The sequence below is a fragment of the Flavobacterium sp. KACC 22758 genome, from assembly GCF_028736135.1.
GTDB lineage: Bacteria > Bacteroidota > Bacteroidia > Flavobacteriales > Flavobacteriaceae > Flavobacterium > Flavobacterium johnsoniae.
In genome coordinates this window covers 1-17,950 of record NZ_CP117878.1, presented here as the reverse complement: position 1 = coordinate 17,950, position 17,950 = coordinate 1, and the positions used below count along the sequence as shown (strand labels likewise).

Sequence of the window (17,950 nt, the reverse complement as noted above, 5' to 3'; positions counted from 1 at the left end):
GGTTATAATTTCAAATTATCTTTATTCAACAATTGTTGATGTTCTTTATATTTTGTTTCAATAAATTCTTTTATCTCTTTTTCAAACCGTTGTTTTGAAAATGTAACTGCATGTTCGCGTATAATTTGAGGGTCGAAGTTTTTTGTTTCAAAATTAAGCACTGCTTGTTTAATTTTTTCTGCAGATTGCTCTACAAAGAAAATTCCGGTTTTGTTTTCTATAACTGTTTCAAGTGTTCCTCCTTTTGCTAAAGCAATAACGGGCGTTCCGCATGCTTGTGCTTCAACAGGAATAATTCCAAAATCTTCCTCAGCAGCAAAAACAAATGCTTTTGCTTTCTGCATTAAGCTTCTAAGCTTTTTATTTTCAATATAACCCACAAACTCTATGTTGTTTTTGGCTGTTTTTTGAAGTTTTTCTAATTCTGGTCCATCACCTGCAACAATCAATTTTAAATGTGGAAATTGATTAAACGCTTCTATTATCAATTGTGTTTTTTTGTACTGAACAAGTCGTGAAGCTGTAAAATAATAGTCTTCTTTTATTTCTTCTAAACTAAAAAAATCAACATCAACTGGTGGATAAATTACGGTGGATTCTCTATTATAAATCTTTTTAATTCGCTCCGCAATATGCTTTGAATTAGCAATAAAAAAATCAACATTATCTGAGTTTGAAAGATCCCATTTCTGGATTTTATCTAATACTGATTTTGCATATAACCCTTTTAAACCTTTGTTTAATCCCGCATCTTTTAAATATTGTTCTCTTAAATCCCAGGCGTAACGCATTGGAGAATGACAATAACAAATATGTAATTGATTTTTGTTTGTCTTAATTCCTTTTGCTACAGCTGAAGAAGAACTAATTATTAAGTCATAATCTCTTAAATCAAATTGTTCTATAGCAATTGGAAATAATTGTAAAAATTTACGGTGATTTTTTTTTACTGTTGGTAATTTCTGGATGAAACTAGTTTTTGCTTTTTTTCCATTTAAAATAAACTTTCGGTCTTCATCATTCAAAAAGTCGATTAATGCAAAATGGTCAAAATCATCCCAGATTGAGTTTATAGAATGGATTACTTTTTCAGCACCTCCATTCACATAATACCAATCGCTAATTAGTGCTTTTCTCATTTAAATTATTGTATTGGAAAAAAAATAATGAATTAAAAAAGCTATAAAAAATGACTCCATCGTGTCTGCTCAAAATATTTTCAAAACAAAAATTCAGAAAAATATAGCATATAAATGAAATATACACGTAGTTTTTTTGAGCAGCTGCTTTTCTCAAGAAATAAATCTTAGAAAATAGAAACAAAACCAAGCCAATAATTCCAGAAGACAAAAGTATATTTAAATACTCATTATGCGAATTATAGTGAATTACTTTATAGGTATCTGTATTGGTAAAAGTCTCATCATAACATGACTGTAATTTTGCATCGACATCTCCTGCACCATAACCAAAAAATGGTTCTAGTTTTATGTTTTCAAAACTGCAGAAATAAATCCCATTTCGTATTTGTTCATTACTTATATTAGGATAATTATCTTCATATTTACCTTCTGGAAATGAAAAATTGTAATTTTTTAAATTTTTAAATCTCTCACCAATTCGGTCATTTTTTAAAACTAAAAACACACTTATTGCTATGATTAAAAAACTAAAAATTGCAGTTTTTGTTTTATTTACTGTATTAAACAAGATAAATAAACAAACAATTATGGTTGAAAAAAAAGGCATTCGTGCTCCAATAATAAACTGCCAATAAAAGAAATAAAAAACAACAAGAGAGATTAAGAAAGCTTTTTTATAATTTTTGTAAACAACAATTTCATTCTTGATTTTATAAATTAAAATAATTACAGCCAAACCTACCCACATGGTAAGATACGTACCGTGAACTTTTATTCTGCTTTCAATCAATTGTCTGAATTCCCAAAAACTTGTTTCAGATTTATATAATTTATTCCATAAAACGATATTCAGATATACTAATGCAAGCAATACTGCAAAACAAAATGCATTTATTATTTTTCTAGAATGATCTTTTGTAATGGTATCTTCTTTATTAAATAGAAAGATCAAAGGAAATAATAAGGTTGGCAAAAGCCGAATTATAAATTTTATTCCGTTTTTAAAATCTTGAGTATAAAGTAATGAAAATGAAAATATTAAAAAAAGAGATGAAAAAAATACCATTTGAATTGTTTTCTTCCTATTCCAAAATTTCTTTCCCTCGAAAATAAAATAAAAGAAAGAGAGCAGTAATCCTGAAAACATCAAAGTACTTTCAACACCTGTTGGCAAAACTGGTAAAAAAGAAATACCAATCAGAAAAAAGAAAAAAAACTGTGTATTGTATTTCAGTATAATTTGTTTCATTATTATTTTTTGAATGCTTCTAAGTGTTTTTCTATTACTTTCTGCCAGGTAAATTTTTCTAATTGTTTTTCTCTTTCAATAATTAAGTGGCTGTCATCTTGATTTTTTTCAATATGCTTTTTAATTAATTCGGCAAGTTCTTCATATTTCTTTGGATCAAAATAAATAACAGCATTTCCTCCTACTTCACACAAACTGGCTGCATTTGAAGAAATAACTTTTGTACTTGCTGCAAGCGCCTCTAAAACTGGTAATCCAAAACCTTCATATAATGACGGAAAAACAAACAAATTTGCTCCCAGATAAATATTCGGGATCTCAGAATCGCTTACATATCCAGTAAATGTAATGTACTTTTCTAAATCATTGCTTTTTATAAAGATATCAATTTCATTATCTTTTGTAATAAATCCCTCTTTTTTTCCGGTAAGAACCAAAGGATATTTTGACTTAAATTCATTAGAAAAAGTATTAAAAGCTTTTAATAAAGTAATTAGATTTTTATGCGGTTTTATGTTTCCAACATATAAAATATAATTCTCTGGAAGTTCAATATTTCCTTTTTTTGGACTTAAAAATAACGTTCTGTCTACACCGCAATACACAACTTCAATTTTTTGAGAATCTGTTTTTAAATATTTTAAAATTTCAGATTTTGAAAATTCTGAAACGGTAAGAACTAAATTAGATTTACGAACAGCATTTGTAAAAAGCAATTTGGCTGCTTTTTTCTTTGCAAAAGACAAAGAAGCAATTTCTGTTAAATGATATACATCGTGTATTGTTGTAATAATTTTTCCTGCCTTTACTGGAAAAATGGGAGTATTAAAAAACGGACACCATAAAACATCACAAGACGGTATTATAAATGGATATTTTATTTGCTCCTCTAGTGAATAAATTTTGGCGTTAAATTCTATTATTTTTATGTTTTCAGCCCAATCAAATAGTTTCAATTCCTTATTGTTTCCAAGCAGCAAAACCTCATCAAAAGCATGTATAATTCCTGGAATTATATTTTTAAGATAAGTTCCAACTCCAGAAGCATTTATCAATCTAGCATCAATTACTAATTTCATTTATATAATTGTTTTTATAGGCTAGAATAACTGCTAATAATACCCAAGGATATAAAAAGTAAATCTGTACGCCAAAACAGTAAATTAATAAAAAACTCAAGGTTAAAACAGTTCCTTTGTTAAGTCTTTTTATTTCTTTGTTTATTCCTGATAAAATGAACATAAAAAAGAATAGACCAGCAATTCCCATTTCTACTAAAATATCAACAATTCCTCCAAAACCGTGAGCATCTAAATCTATTGATTCTTTTGGTGGTTTAGGGAAAAAAGATCTATACTCTGCATTATTACGCAATAGGGGATAATTTCCAAGACCAATTCCTAAAACAGGATTTTCTTTTATCATATTGGGTACAATATAAATCCCGGATACTCTTCCTAAAATTAAATTAATATCTTCTGGACGCTGCTTAACGGATAGTTTTACTCTATTTAATTCTGTAATGTACATACTGCTTACATTTACAAATAAAAAATAAAACCCAGCCGCAAAAAGCAATATCAATGGAAAGATAAATGCTCTAAGCTTATTTTTTAAAATTTCGAAATTGTATAATCCTGTCCAAACAACTGTAAATAATATTCCCGCTTTAGATCTTGCAAAAAAAGCGATTATGATAAATAAAAACAGTCTTTTTAAAAATGTAAATCTATTATTTTCCTGAAAAAAAGTGAGTATAAAAATAAAAGAAAGCATAAGACCAAATGGGCCGCCTTCATTGTATAAACCTCTTAATCTATTAAAATCATATACAACAATACTCTGCTGCACAGATAATAAACCTGTTTTTACAATTAGAAAAATTACAAAGAAAAAAACTGTAATAGCTATATTCCAATTGACTAGATAATTTATTATTTTTTTTGATTGATCTTTATGTTTTTCAAACAATCGAAAGGTAATGATACACAAACTAATACACGTAATTAGTTCAAAATATCGTGCAATGGTTATAATATATGGCGCTTTAAATTTTGAAGGCCCAAGTATTTGAAAATGGTGTGTAGAAGTAATAATAAGCCCTAAAACAGCTTCAATTGAAAAAAAAACGAAAAAATAAAATATAAACTTATTGACTGATTTTTTTAGCAGAAATGGTGTAATAAGTAATAATATAAGTTCCGAAATTTTTACAAAACCCAGTTTAACATCAGGTGTTTGAATACAAAATGTAATCAGACAAACTGTAAATATCAATCTAAGATTATTTGTTTTTATCTTCACTAGTAGTTAAAAATCGATTGTAAAATGGCTTAATTATTTTTTAAGCTGCACCTCAACATTATGTGCTGGTGCAAAATTTCTAAAGAATGTTTCTTCGTAAATTTTCCGAGTGGTATCATTTATATTTACCCATATCATAAAAGGCCAGTTTATTGGGTTTTTGCTTATAAAGGTAATTTTAGAGTATAGAACGTTACTAAACTGAAAATCAAAATAATAATTACGGTTGTATTTAGTATTATCAGCAAAAAAACTAAAAGTTCTAAATGAGAACATCTTTTTGTGAGTTGGATCTATAAAATTATTGCTGGATGTAAAATGAGGAACTCTAATTTCTACAACTCCTCCCGGCTTTAAAATTCGGTGAATTTCCTTTAATACTTTGATATATTCAACATGTTCTAAAACATCACAGCATAAAATGTATTCAAAGAAATTATCTTCAAACGGCAGCGCTTCATTATCAATGTCACAAACAACATCTACTCCAGGCAGCTGAATAATGTCTAAATTTATAAATCCTGCCTTAATATCATTTCCACAACCTATATTAAGCTTTTTTATCATTGTTTATAAAATTGAGAAATGGGAATTTAACGGTTAAAATTGCCCATAAAGATATTGAAATAAATAATTCTATACTGTAAATTCCTGCTGTCATGCCGTAAATACCAAAGTTTTTTGAAAGTATTCCGGCAATAATAATATTCAGTAAAACTGATATAATTAAAACTGATGTTGTTTTATTCTGCTTATTAAAAACCATAAATGTCATGTAAGGAACCATATTTAATCCTACCACTAGTGGAATCCAAGCACTGTAGATTAATAATTCCTGACAGGCTGATCGATTGTTTTTTAAAAAAAATGAAACTATTAAATCTGAAAAACCAGTTAAAACAAAACCAGCAGCAAGCATTGAAAAAACTAAAAATAAAAATAGATTTCTAGCAAATATTTTATAACTGGAAAGGTTTTTCGCGGCAAGTTCACATGCTTTTGGAAAAATACTTTGGATAATAAAAGAACCGCAAAACTTAACCATCAAAATAATCTTTTCTACTACACAATAGATTCCTAATGAATATTCGTTTACAAAAAAACCTAAAATCATAGGATTCAAATAAGCATTTGCATTAATTGACACGACCTGAATAAAAATGCTAAACCCTGTTAGTATTTCATTTTTTACGGCAACAAAATCTGGTCTAAAAAATTCCCATTTTAAACTAAAAAACAATACAATAATTGAAAATAAACAGGTTAAAAAATCTGATAATCCAATTGTCATATTCACTAAAAACAAACTACTCTGATCTTTTAAAAAAATATAAATAGTTACAAAAGCAATAACTTTAAATAGAATAAAAAAGTAAAAAAAGTATTTTATTTTATGTAATGATCTCAAAATCCATAAAGGATTGAATGCTCTTCCAATTAAAATTAATAATGATGAAAAATATAAAAAAGAGTATTCGCTTGCTTTAGAAAAAAAAATATAAATAAGCAATGAAAGTAAAATCGCTCCAATCAGTAAAATACATTTGGTATAACTTACAACAAAAAAATGACGGTTTACAAATGTATTATTGTCTTGATTAAAAGTAATTTCACGGGTTCCATTAATATTAAATCCATAATCTGTTATCGAAGCAATAAAAATAGAAATTGATTGAAACAAAATAACTAAGCCAAAACCTTCTAAACCACATTTCTTTATAATAAAAGGTGAAATTAAAAGCGGATAGACAAAATTGATAAAATTAATGCAAAACAAAAAAAAGGAAGAATTGATATGCCTTTTATTTGCTGTAACAATTTTAATCAAATTGTTTTTAAACATTTTTTTTGATAATTAAATTTTTTTGAAGTTGTTTTCTATAAAATCCTTTAAAAAGATAAATGAAAGCAAATCCAAAAATAAATAAGATTGGTAAGATATATTTCAATTTGCCATTTAAAGACTGTGTATTCTTAATATTTAATGTAGAACTAACCTCTTTAATTGTCTGATCAAAACTTAGCATCTTTAATCTATTTTTACCTTGTTCGTTAACTAAGTACTGCTTTGTTTTAATCATCTCATTTAACTGGGTGTTTTCATTGTAATACACCAGTTTATCATTGTTAGAAGACTTTGATTTGTTTGAAAAATGATTCACTACATTATTAATCTGAGCAATTATGCTGTCATTTTGCCTGATTTGTTGTTCAAGATTTTGAAATCCTACTTTTTGTACTGAATTGTAATATTTAGAATCATTCAGATATTTTAACAGCGGTTCAACAAACTTTTTCTCATCAACTAATTCTTTTGATACTAAAGTTATAGTATGAAAAGTATAGTTTTTACTCGTTACATTATCGACAAGAACTTTGTTAATATCTCCGTCTTCGGCCATTAATTTTATAAGTTCAAAATTCTGCTCTTTATCTTCAACAAATTTAAAAGCGTCAGAAATAGGCTTAATCTCTATTTTCTTTAATATTTTGGGTTTCGAAATCCCAACGGTTTCTTTCAAAAATACAGTATCTCCCGAAATAATTTTAGATTCAATCAGATCAATTTTCGAGTATAAATAATCTACACTTCCAAAATTTGGAGTTACTATAATTTCATTATTATATGATTTTTTGCTGGTATCTAAATACCATCCAAAACTAAAACCAACTGCAATTAAAACTAAAACCAAAATCCAGTTTCGAACAAAAAAATGAATAAAACGAAAAATATAAATATTCATTTTATCAAAAAATGTATTGATACTTTTAGAAATATCAAAAACATTAATTTCATCATTTGAATTATCCTGCGGTACTTTTGTACTCATTTACAATTTTTATTTGATGTTGAAAATCTGTTCTAAAATCTTAATCGTAATTAAATACGTTGGTTTTACACCAGTTGTTCCTAATCCGCCTGAAGCCAATGTACTTCCGGTTTCTAATGGATTATCTGAAGCATAATAAGCATAACGAACTTTAATATCGTGCGGTACGCTTTTTCTAATTTTTGATGCTGATTGAATTGCTTTTTGGTAATAAGATCCTTCCATTTCAAGACCAATTACACCCCAAGTTGACTCGTGGAAAAATTTCAACAAATCTCTGTTTTGTAATGATGTTCCTAAAACCGTTACCATTGCACCTTCATAAATGTCAATATCATTTCCTTCGAACATAGCGCCTGTAAGTTCGTTTTCAAAGAAATAATTATCTGCAGTTCCTTCGTTTATATGTGCCGATGGAATCATGATATCTCCTTTTCCGCCTTCCAGAATTCCGGCTTTACCCATTATAGAAACCGATTTTACATTTAGTAAGGTTTCTTTTTTATAAGGTTTTAAAAGCTCATCTATGGTTTCATAAGCCTGCTCACCAAAAGCATAATCCATTACAATAATAACCGGTTTTTCTTCGCCTACATTGGCATGAGAAAATGCTGTTTTTGCCCAGTCAATTTTGGCTGTATCAAAAATCTGAACATCGATATTAGTTCCTGATGTGTCAGGAAGAGAAATCATTCCGTTTTTCAAGGCTAGTTCTTCGACCTGAGATCTTATTTCTTTGGAACCTGAATTGCTCAATTCCTCATAAATAAAGAAATCTGTTTTACCTTTAAATTTTGATGTTAATAAAGGTGTCGCAAAAATTGAGTTCATTACACTGTGCATGTTTGCACTTATTACATGAATTGGACGTTTTAAAAGGCTGTTTGCCTTTAAAACTTCCTTGATGTTAGTAGCCCAGATTTCTCCGTGGATATGGTGTCCTAAACGTTCACGTAGAACGGGACTAAAAGTGATTGTACGTTTGTTGTTTTCAACAATTTCTTCGATCGCTAATTTTCCTAACCAATAAATTACATGCAGAAAACGATCTGGTGCACTTTCTGAACCAAAAGCATCGTAGATATCCAAAACCTCTTCAAAAGTTCTGGCTAAAATATTTGCTGCGTGCGAAATTGCTTTTTCTTTTTCAATCTGTGTCAGCTTTTTGGTTTGCGTTACAGCTTGTTCTAATTTTAACCAATCACGCGAAACTTCTCCACCATCGTCAATTAAAACTCTGTTTTTTATTTTGTGTGATTCGATGAAAATAAAAGTCAAATGCGTTAGGATATCATAAATATCTGAACGTCCGCGCGTGATTTCGACATTCATTTGTTCTTCGTCGATTCTGTAACAGTTTCTTCTTCTTTTTGGAGGAACAATTGGCTGAAAATGTGATTTAGAATATCCTTCATCAGAAGTTAAATTGATAAATCGGCATTGTTCAATTCCTATTGGAAGACGCTCTATAACGTATAAAAGCCCGTTTAGTTCTACTTTTTCTTCGGCAATATTTCCGTAAATTTCAGGACGTAATGCTAATAATGATTCGCGTAAGCTGTCGCCAGACACTCCCATTGGTTTATAAAAACCACGGTTGAATAAATGGCGCATTGTAATGTACATTTTTTCAATCGCTGCAGATGATTCCTGAGCTCTTGATCTTGATATATGTTTAGTTTCTTTCATTCTATATGTATTTAAAATCTTCATAATAGTGAAGACCATTCTATCTTTTCGATAAACGAAAGTAGGAAATATTAATATTATTTTTGTTGAAAACTAGAAATGTGTTTTAATTATAACATTTATTTTAATTAGGATTTACAACTTCAATAACTTCACATTCTGCTGACTTGTGAGGTCCTTCCATAAAAAACCCTTTTAAACCAATTTTAATTCGTTCTTTATGAAAAACTTGATTTGCTTCGTTTATAATCCACATTTTCGCTTTTCCAGAAGTCGAAACTCGTAATGATTTATCTAAAATAATATTATCGTCATTATCTAAAAATTCAGGCCAGATCATCCATATTTTTTTTGCTTCTTCATCTTCAGAATACATAAAATCAGAACGATATCCTTGTATTGGATTTCCTGTTTTTCGACCTCCTTCATCTGGTGTAAAAAATCTATAGGTAACTATAAAATCACATTCTCGATTTTTAATTTGTTCGTAAGGTATATGAACATCCATTATTTATATTTTTCAAAATCAACCTCAACTTTTTGAAAGTGTTCATTTGTATCTAAAAGTAAATCTATTTTAATGATACATTCCTGATTATTATCTGCCATTATAAAAGCAAAATCCCAAATGTCTTTTGAAATGGAAAATAAACCAATGTCTGAACTGACTTCCATTAAAATTTCATCGTTCATCCAAAGATCATTAATTTCATCAATTTTTGGGTTTATTGATGCCATTGCACCTAATAAATCCGTTAGAAAATATTCGTCTTCTGCTCCACTAAATATTTCAATTAACAAATTCTGAGATTTATATCCGGGCCTTAAATGATATTTATATTTCATGAGCAAAAAGCATCATTTCTACTTCAAATTATCAGCAATCTTTCTGTCATTCGACAATCTCGGAATTTTGTTCTGTCCGCCTAATTTTCCCTGCGATTTCATATATTCCTGAAATCCGTTTTTTGAAACTTTGGTTATTACAACTTTTTGCAGCACATTTCCGGTAATTAAATCGTCGTAATAAATGTTTTGTTTTCGCATCGAATCGTCTATAGCTTCGGCGAAAGCCTGTATATTGTCGGGCTCTTTTTCAAACTCAATAAACCATTCGTGGTATGGCAGTCCATTTGTCGGTGTAATTTGCGGAGCAACAGTAAATTCATTTATTACAATGTTGGTACCCCCTGTTGCTTCTTTCATTGCATTTTCGACTTCGTTAGCGATAACGTGTTCACCAAAAGCCGAAATATAATGTTTTATACGTCCTGAAACTATGACGCGATATGGTTTTAAAGAAGTAAACTGAATTGTATCTCCAATATTATATCCCCAAAGTCCTGCATTTGTAGAAACAATTAATGCATAATTTACGCCAATCTCAACTTCGCCAATCGTGTATCGTTTTGGTCCCGAACCATCGGGATCGGTAAAAAACTCATCGGCTTTAATAAATTCATAGAAAATCCCCGAATTTAAAAGCAGCAGCATTCCTTTTTCTTTTTGTGAATCCTGATAGGCAAAGAAACCTTCAGAAGCAGGAAACAACTCAATGCTGTCAACTTTTTTACCAATCATTTGTTCAAACTTAGCGCGGTAGGGTTCGTAATTAACACCACCGTAAATAAACAAATTGAAATTTTTAAAAATCTCTCCTATCTTTTTTCCGCCGCTTTTTTCCTGTAAACGCTCAAAATACATTTGTACCCAAGACGGTATTCCAGAAATAACAGACATGTTTTCTTTTATTGTTTCGCCAACAATCGCATTTACTTTTGTATCCCAGTCTTCAATACAATTGGTTTCCCATGAAGGCATTCGGTTTTTTTGTAAATATTTCGGAACAAAATGTGCTACAATACCCGAAAGTCTTCCAAATTTAATTCCGTGTTTTTCAGTCAAAATTGGACTTCCCTGCAAAAAAATCATTTTTCCATCAACAAAATCAGCATTTCCAGTTTCGTTTATATAATGAAGAATTGCGTTTCGTGCAGCATTTACGTGGGTAGGCATTGATTCTTTGGTAAGCGGAATATACTTAGCTCCCGAAGTTGTTCCCGATGTTTTAGCAAAATAAAGCGGTTTTCCTTTCCATAGAATATTTTCTTCGCCAAGTTTTACTTTTTCGATATAATCTTTTAAGTCTTCGTAATCTCTAACAGGAACGTTTTTCTGAAAATCTTCAAATGTCTTTATAGTTTCAAAATGATGGTCTTTTCCAAATTGGGTTTCTTTGGCATTTTGAATCAAACTTTTAAAAACTTCAAATTGTGTTTCTACCGGTTTAGCAGACCAGGCTTGAGTTTGATTGTATATTTTGCGGGCAAATATCTTTGCTGCTATCGATTTAATTGACATTTTTTGTGGTATTATTTTTTGTCACCCTTGTTTTTCTTTGTCTTACTTTCACCCGACTCCTTCTCTGTTTTGGCAACATCTTCTCTCAATTTTATTTCTTCTTCAGAGGCTTTCATATTAAGGTCTGTTGGTACATCGGCCTCAGCCAAAATAGAATCTTTATTGAATTTTGCATATTCTAGTTCCCCTTTCAAAACTTTTTGAACTCCTTTTATATAGGCTTCGTTTTTTTTGAGCGCTGTTTCTAGTGAGTCTGATTTTATCGCCAGCTTAGTTGCATTTTTTTTCAATTCAGAAGAAGAGTAACCCGGAATAAATTCTCGGAGCGGTGTAAATGCAATAATAAAAGTAGTAACTAAAATTAAAAATATACCGCCTAAAGTAAACGTTACAAACACGTTCATTAAAGTAAGTCTGAATGAAAAAATCTCTTCAAAAGTATCTTCATTCAAAATTACCAGTCGGTTTTTGATGAATAATTTCTTTCTAAGGTTTCTTTTCTTTTTCTTAGCCATTTATGGTAGTTTATACGAGCAAATATAGCAATTAATAGTCTTGCTAATAACTGAAAAAAAGGTCTAAAATTATTAATTTAATGATTTTATAAAATATTTAACGCAGTAAAAAACAAATATTTTAATCCAAAAACACTTATGGTTCGTATATTCTATATACCTTTGCGGTGAAATTTTAAATCAATTTGCTTCGGCATTAAATATAATAGTCATGGGAAGATTAGGTCTTACAGAAATCCTTGTTATCGTAGGTATTGTGATATTACTTTTTGGAGGTAAAAAAATTCCAGAATTAATGAAAGGTTTAGGAAGTGGAATTAAGGAATTTAAAAACGCTGCTAAAGACGATCAACCTGCTCCTTCTAAAAAACAAGAGGAAGAACAAAAATAGTAACCTTCAACTTATTATTAAGTCCCAGACTGCAATTTATAGAATTGTAGTCTGGGATTTTTTTTATATCTAAAAAATCTTACTTTTAGAGTCCCAAACTTAATTAAACAATAATTATGAAAAACCTACTTCTGATTACTGTTGCTTTTTTGTTTCTCGAAAGTAATGCACAAAAGCAGCCGTTTCCGGCCAATGTTGTTTTTAACAATGGCCTAATGCCTTCTGCCAAAAACAGTCAGGATGCTCAAAACAATTATGATACCTGGAAAAAGAATTTTGTAGAAGGCTGTTCTAATGGACGCTATCGGGTAAAATTTGATTCTTCCTGGGAAACCGTTTCTGAGGGAATTGGATATGGAATGCTGCTTAGCGTTTACATGGCCGATAAAACTCTTTTTGATGGGCTTTGGCTTTATTACAAAGACAATGTAAACAGTAACAAAGTAATGAATTGGAAAATTAACGGCTGTTCTGGAACTATTGGTCAAAACGGAGCAACTGATGCTGAACTTGATGCTGCTTTTGCTCTTATCGTTGCCGATTATCAATGGGCAAGTGCCGGAACTATTAATTATAAAAATGACGCCACAGCTCTAATTTCTGCCATAAAAAATCATGAAGTTGAAGCAAATACTTATGTTTTAAAACCCGGAGATCAATTCGGCGGAAGCCAGATTACAAATCCGTCTTACTTCTCGCCTGCCTATTATAGAGTTTTTGGAACTTTTACAAATGATACCGCTTTCTGGAATCAGGTTGCTGCGAAATCGTATACTATTATCAACAATAATTTAACGCAAAATAATGCTGTAGGCGGTTTGGTTTCTGACTGGTGCGAAGCTTCCGGCGCTTATTCTTCTCAAGCCGGAGGTTATGCTAATGGCGGTAAAATGTATACTTATGATGCGGCAAGAACTCCCTGGAGAATCGCTGTCGATTATTTATGGCACGGAAATGCTGATGCGAAAGCTTATGCAAAAAAATCATCAGATTTTGTTCGTGTCAATCTTGGCGGATCTTCTAACATTAAAGACGGTTACAATCAAAACGGAAGCGTAAGCGGACAATGGCACAATGCTACTTTTGTAGGGGCATTTGCCTGTGCAGCGATGGCGGGTGAAAATCAAAACCATTTAGATGCTTCTTATACCGATTTAAAAAACCTTAACGAGCCTAACAGCTATTTTAATCATACACTAAAAACACTATACTCCTTTTTACTAACAGGTAATTTTTATTTACCGCTAAACGCCAATTTGTCTAATGATACTTTTGATATTGAAAAATCTACAGTTACGCTTTACCCAAATCCGAGTCCTGATCGAATCACAGTTAACGCACCTCAGCAATCAACTATTTCAGTAATTTCGCCTTCAGGCAGTGTGATTTATCAAAAGAAAACAACATCTGAAAATACCGAAATAAACCTGGGTTCTCAATCGTCTGGAATTTATTTTGTAAAAATATCCAATGATGATTTTAAAAGCATAACCAAAAAAGTGATTTTGAAATAATCCTAAAAATAGAAACTCCCAAATTACATTCATAATTTGGGAGTTTTTTTATTGTTCCAGTTTTGGAATTTTTATAAAATCATTGTCAATTGAATTCTCTTTCTATCTTCATCAACTTCAGTAACCTTAACATCAACATGCTGATGTAATTTAACCACTTCGTTTACGTCGCTTACAAAGCCGGCTTTTAACTGCGAAATATGCACTAATCCGCTTTCTTTGATTCCGATGTCAACAAAACAGCCGAAGTTGGTTATGTTATTAACAATTCCCGGAAGAATCATTCCTGTTTTTACATCTTTAATCGATTTTACGTTTGCATCAAATTCAAAAACCTTAGCAGACTTTCTTGGGTCTAATCCGGGCTTTTCAAGCTCTTTTATGATATCTTTCAGCGTAAGTAAACCAATTTCAGGTGTTACATACTTTTCGGGCTTAATAAGCGCTGTTTTTTCTTTATTAGCAATTAAGTCGTTTAAAGAAATATTCAAATCCTTTGCCATCTTTTCAACAACCGGATATGCTTCTGGGTGCACCGCCGAATTATCCAGCGGATTTTTAGCATTTGTAATTCTAATAAACGCTGCTCCCTGCTGATAAGCTTTATCTCCTAAACGAGGTACTTTTTTCAGTTGCTTTCTGTCTTCAAAAGGTCCGTTTTCAGAACGGTATTGTACAATGTTTTCTGCCAGCTTCTCACCTATTCCGCTCACATAACTCAACAAATGTTTACTTGCTGTGTTAATGTTAATTCCAACCGAGTTTACGCAGCGAATTACCGTACTGTCTAATTCTTCTTTTAGTTTTGTCTGGTCAACATCGTGCTGATACTGTCCTACTCCAATTGCTTTCGGGTCGATTTTTACCAATTCGGCCAACGGATCTGAAAGTCGTCGTCCAATAGAAACCGATCCACGCACCGTTACATCGTAATTTGGAAATTCTTCTCTCGCAATTTTTGAAGCCGAATATACTGAAGCTCCAGCCTCAGAAACTATAAATACCTGAACTGGTTTATCAAACGCGATTTTTTTAATAAAAAATTCAGTTTCTCTCGAAGCCGTTCCGTTCCCGATAGAAATGGCATCGATTTGATACGCATTTACCATCGAACGGATTTTCTTGATCGCCATTGATTCCTCGTTTTGAGGCGCGTGCGGATAAATCGTTTCGTTGTATAACAAATCACCTTTTTCATCCAGACAAACCACTTTACAACCGCTTCTAAATCCTGGATCGATTGCCAAAATACGTTTTTCTCCCAAAGGCGGCGCCAATAATAACTGTCCTAAATTGTTAGCAAAAACCTGAATTGAGTTCGCATCAGCTTTTGCTTTTGCTTCCTGCAGCGTTTCGTTTCCAATTGCCGGATTCAATAAACGTTTATAACTATCTTCAATTGCTAATTGCAAATGAGCTGTTGAATTATTTTGTTTTTTAATGATGATTTCGTCAATAACATCGTAGGCATCGTCAATATCAACATCGATTTTCATTTTAATAAAACCTTCATTTTCTGCGCGTAACATTGCTAATAAACGGTGTGCCGGCGCTTTTGTTAAAGGTTCTTCCCAATCAAAATATTGGTTGAATTTCTGTGCTCCTTCTTCTTCCGCTTTCTTTTTAACAACTTTTGTAGTAATCGTAGCTTTTCGTTGAAATAATCTACGAAGCTGTTTACGAACATAGATATTCTCATTGATCCATTCGGCTACAATATCTCTTGCACCCTGAATAGCTGCCTCTTCGTTAATAACATTTTCATTAATGTACTGTGTTGAAATAAAGTCAATATCAGCATCACTTTCAGATATAATCAATTTTGCCAAAGGTTCTAAACCAAATTCGCGGGCAACATCGGCTTTTGTTTTTTTCTTCTTTTTGTAAGGAAGGTAAAAATCTTCGATTTCTTGTAAATCAAAACTTTCTTCAATTTTTTTCTTCAATTCTGGAGTAAGTGCTTTTTGCTCTTCAATTGATTTTAAAACGGCTTCTTTACGTTTTATAAGGGTATCATAATCTTTTTGAAGTTTCGCAATCTGCTCAATTACAGTTTCATCAAGATTTCCGGTAGCGTCTTTTCGGTATCGGGAAATAAACGGAATCGTACAATCTTCCTCTAGTAATTTTACTGTGTTTTGAATACTGACTGCCGGTGCCTGAACAGACTTGGCAATGAATTGAATATTAGTCATACTTTTAATGAAATAAATTCTTAATTATAAGTTGATATAATTTACTTGTTAAAATGAATTGGTAAATTAATCAAACATTTGGCTAAAATAATATCTTTGTTTTTAATTTTACGCCAATGAAAATTTTTTTACTTTATTTTTTAGTTGTTAACATACTCGTTTTTATTCTTGCCGGTTATGATAAAAATCTGGCTCGGAAAAATAAACGAAGAATTCCCGAAAATACGCTGTTCTTTCTACAACTAATTGGCGGAACACCTGGTTTATTAACAGCTATGTTTTTGTTTAGACATAAAACGAGGAAAACTTCATTTATTGTCAAATTCATATTAATTCTCTTGGTCCAGGCTGCATTTGTTTATTTAAAACTAACGGGCAGAATATAGATATTAACATTGTTAATAACCTCAAAAAGTGTCATTTTAAAACAAATTAATTATCTGATTTTAAATATTTTAAATAAAAAACCGGATGAATTTAAAAAATCCGCCCGGTGTGTTTTATCTATATTGGTGCGAAGCACCGATTTTTTTTGACTTTTTACGAACAAGCAATCTTATTAACTCGGTTTTGATGTCTTCCGCCTTCAAAAGTCGTATCAAGGAAAGTTTCAACGATTTCAACAGCCTGATGAATTGATGTAAATCTCGCTGGAATACTCACAATATTAGCATCGTTATGTAAACGTGTTAAATAAGCAATTTCTTTAGTCCAGCATAAACCAGCTCTAACTTTTGGGTGTTTATTAACCGTCATGGCAATACCGTTTCCGCTTCCGCAGATTACGATTCCAAAATCAGCTTTTCCTTCAGATACATCATTTGCAACCGGATGTCCAAAATCAGGATAATCAACAGAAGCATCTGTATCTGTTCCATAATTAGTCACTTCATATCCTCTTGCTTCAAGCATAGCTACAATTGCTTTTTTATATTCTGGTCCTGCGTGGTCGTTTCCTATCGAAATTTTCATTTTTCTATACTATTAAGTTGTGTTATGCAAATTTACTTAATTAATAAATGGTTGCTACGAATTGCACCAATTTTCACAAATTATTTTCTTTTAAATAGGATATAAACACACATTATAAATTCGTTTACATTCGTGATCCAGATACTTATCTGGAATAGCAAAACACTTTATTTTACAACTATCTTACTGTCAAAACCTTATCAGTTATCAACAATTTTAATAACTTCATAAGTATCTCATAATCAATAAATAATAAGCATGAAATTTGTTAAAATTTTGAGGTGTTAATAGGAGTTTGTAATTGCTTGATATTCAATTAACTTTAAGTTAACAGAAAATGTTAATAAGTTCGAAAAGAAAATTAGAAGTTTTTTTTGGTTGTTTCAAAAAAATACCTAATCCAAAACTGGAATTAAATATGCAAGAAAAGTTTCGTGAATTTTTGGAAAAGTTATCAATATCAAAAATACCATTTTCAACAGAAATCAACATATCAACTTATCTACAAAATGAATTCAATTTTGGTTGTCAACCGTTGTTAATTAAAATACAAAAAGTCTTCTAAATAAGTAATTTAACTAAAAATAACTATGTTGATAACTCAGAATAAATAAGTAAAACGAGATTTCAATGACTTCAAAAAAAAAATTATTCGACATATTAACAAGCTATAATAACCATAAATTTTTTTAAAATTTTTAAAAATCTTTTTTGTTGTATTTAATATATGTTGAAAACTAAAAAAGTTAAAAAGGAAAAAAATTTTTTTGAGTTTGAATTTTACTTC

At 30.7% G+C, this 17,950-nt stretch carries 17 protein-coding genes; 3 read left to right on the top strand and 14 right to left on the bottom strand.

The annotated features are described in order from the left end of the window. Nucleotides 1-2: 2 nt before the first annotated feature. The 12 genes from PQ462_RS00085 to PQ462_RS00030 all read right to left on the bottom strand — a co-directional run bounded on the left by PQ462_RS00085 (nt 3) and on the right by PQ462_RS00030 (nt 12,091). Complete coding sequence (locus tag PQ462_RS00085; protein WP_274251912.1) at nt 3-1,139, bottom strand: glycosyltransferase; 1,137 nt, start codon at nt 1,137-1,139, stop codon at nt 3-5. Next, nucleotides 1,120-2,391, bottom strand: a complete 1,272-nt coding sequence (locus PQ462_RS00080) for an O-antigen ligase family protein (RefSeq protein ID WP_274251911.1) — start codon at nt 2,389-2,391, stop codon at nt 1,120-1,122. The genes PQ462_RS00085 and PQ462_RS00080 overlap by 20 nt, the downstream gene beginning before the upstream one ends. Before the next feature lie 2 nt (nt 2,392-2,393). Beyond that, on the bottom strand, nt 2,394-3,470 hold the full coding sequence (locus tag PQ462_RS00075; protein WP_274251910.1) for a glycosyltransferase family 4 protein: 1,077 nt from the start codon (nt 3,468-3,470) through the stop codon (nt 2,394-2,396). Beyond that, nucleotides 3,454-4,167, bottom strand: coding sequence for an O-antigen ligase family protein (locus PQ462_RS00070; RefSeq protein ID WP_274253739.1), 714 nt, complete (start codon nt 4,165-4,167; stop codon nt 3,454-3,456). The genes PQ462_RS00075 and PQ462_RS00070 overlap by 17 nt, the downstream gene beginning before the upstream one ends. A gap of 561 nt (nt 4,168-4,728) precedes the next feature. Next, on the bottom strand, nt 4,729-5,262 hold the full coding sequence (locus tag PQ462_RS00065; protein WP_274251908.1) for a class I SAM-dependent methyltransferase: 534 nt from the start codon (nt 5,260-5,262) through the stop codon (nt 4,729-4,731). Beyond that, nucleotides 5,246-6,538 carry an oligosaccharide flippase family protein gene (locus tag PQ462_RS00060; protein WP_274251907.1) on the bottom strand — a complete coding sequence of 431 codons (1,293 nt, stop codon included), beginning with the start codon at nt 6,536-6,538 and terminating at the stop codon, nt 5,246-5,248. Before PQ462_RS00060 ends, PQ462_RS00065 begins: the two co-directional genes overlap by 17 nt. Further along, a complete protein-coding gene (locus tag PQ462_RS00055; protein WP_274251906.1) occupies nt 6,531-7,526 on the bottom strand; it encodes a hypothetical protein in 996 nt (331 codons plus the stop codon). The genes PQ462_RS00060 and PQ462_RS00055 overlap by 8 nt, the downstream gene beginning before the upstream one ends. A gap of 9 nt (nt 7,527-7,535) precedes the next feature. Further along, the gene (locus PQ462_RS00050; protein ID WP_274251905.1) at nt 7,536-9,215 is read right to left on the bottom strand and encodes a DUF6909 family protein; all 1,680 of its coding nucleotides are present in this window, start codon (nt 9,213-9,215) and stop codon (nt 7,536-7,538) included. Nucleotides 9,216-9,339: 124 nt separating this feature from the next. Then, a complete protein-coding gene (locus tag PQ462_RS00045) occupies nt 9,340-9,723 on the bottom strand; it encodes a hypothetical protein (RefSeq protein WP_274251904.1) in 384 nt (127 codons plus the stop codon). Further along, nucleotides 9,723-10,016: a hypothetical protein gene (locus PQ462_RS00040; RefSeq protein ID WP_274251903.1), complete on the bottom strand. Its 294-nt coding sequence runs from the start codon at nt 10,014-10,016 to the stop codon at nt 9,723-9,725. The genes PQ462_RS00045 and PQ462_RS00040 overlap by 1 nt, the downstream gene beginning before the upstream one ends. A 63-nt stretch (nt 10,017-10,079) precedes the next feature. After that, on the bottom strand, nt 10,080-11,576 hold the full coding sequence (locus PQ462_RS00035; RefSeq protein WP_274251902.1) for a GH3 auxin-responsive promoter family protein: 1,497 nt from the start codon (nt 11,574-11,576) through the stop codon (nt 10,080-10,082). Between the two features lie 11 nt (nt 11,577-11,587). Beyond that, on the bottom strand, nt 11,588-12,091 hold the full coding sequence (locus PQ462_RS00030; protein WP_274251901.1) for a peptidase: 504 nt from the start codon (nt 12,089-12,091) through the stop codon (nt 11,588-11,590). A 211-nt stretch (nt 12,092-12,302) separates the two neighbouring features. On the opposite strand from PQ462_RS00030, the gene PQ462_RS00025 reads away from it, so the two are divergent. Together PQ462_RS00025 and PQ462_RS00020 are read left to right on the top strand one after the other, a co-directional pair. Next, the gene (locus PQ462_RS00025; RefSeq protein WP_274251900.1) at nt 12,303-12,482 is read left to right on the top strand and encodes a Sec-independent protein translocase subunit TatA/TatB; all 180 of its coding nucleotides are present in this window, start codon (nt 12,303-12,305) and stop codon (nt 12,480-12,482) included. A 116-nt stretch (nt 12,483-12,598) separates the two neighbouring features. Beyond that, nucleotides 12,599-13,996: a glycosyl hydrolase family 8 gene (locus PQ462_RS00020; RefSeq protein WP_274251899.1), complete on the top strand. Its 1,398-nt coding sequence runs from the start codon at nt 12,599-12,601 to the stop codon at nt 13,994-13,996. 71 nt (nt 13,997-14,067) lie between these two features. On the opposite strand, the gene PQ462_RS00015 is transcribed toward PQ462_RS00020, so the two are convergent. Continuing rightward, complete coding sequence (locus PQ462_RS00015; RefSeq protein ID WP_274251898.1) at nt 14,068-16,191, bottom strand: Tex family protein; 2,124 nt, start codon at nt 16,189-16,191, stop codon at nt 14,068-14,070. A 116-nt stretch (nt 16,192-16,307) separates the two neighbouring features. Here PQ462_RS00015 and PQ462_RS00010 point away from each other — a divergent pair, with 116 nt between their 5' ends. Beyond that, nucleotides 16,308-16,577, top strand: coding sequence for a DUF1294 domain-containing protein (locus tag PQ462_RS00010; RefSeq protein WP_274251897.1), 270 nt, complete (start codon nt 16,308-16,310; stop codon nt 16,575-16,577). Nucleotides 16,578-16,731: 154 nt separating this feature from the next. Here PQ462_RS00010 and rpiB read toward each other — a convergent pair whose 3' ends face one another. Further along, nucleotides 16,732-17,163, bottom strand: a complete 432-nt coding sequence (gene rpiB / locus PQ462_RS00005) for a ribose 5-phosphate isomerase B (RefSeq protein WP_274251896.1) — start codon at nt 17,161-17,163, stop codon at nt 16,732-16,734. Nucleotides 17,164-17,950 lie beyond the last annotated feature (787 nt).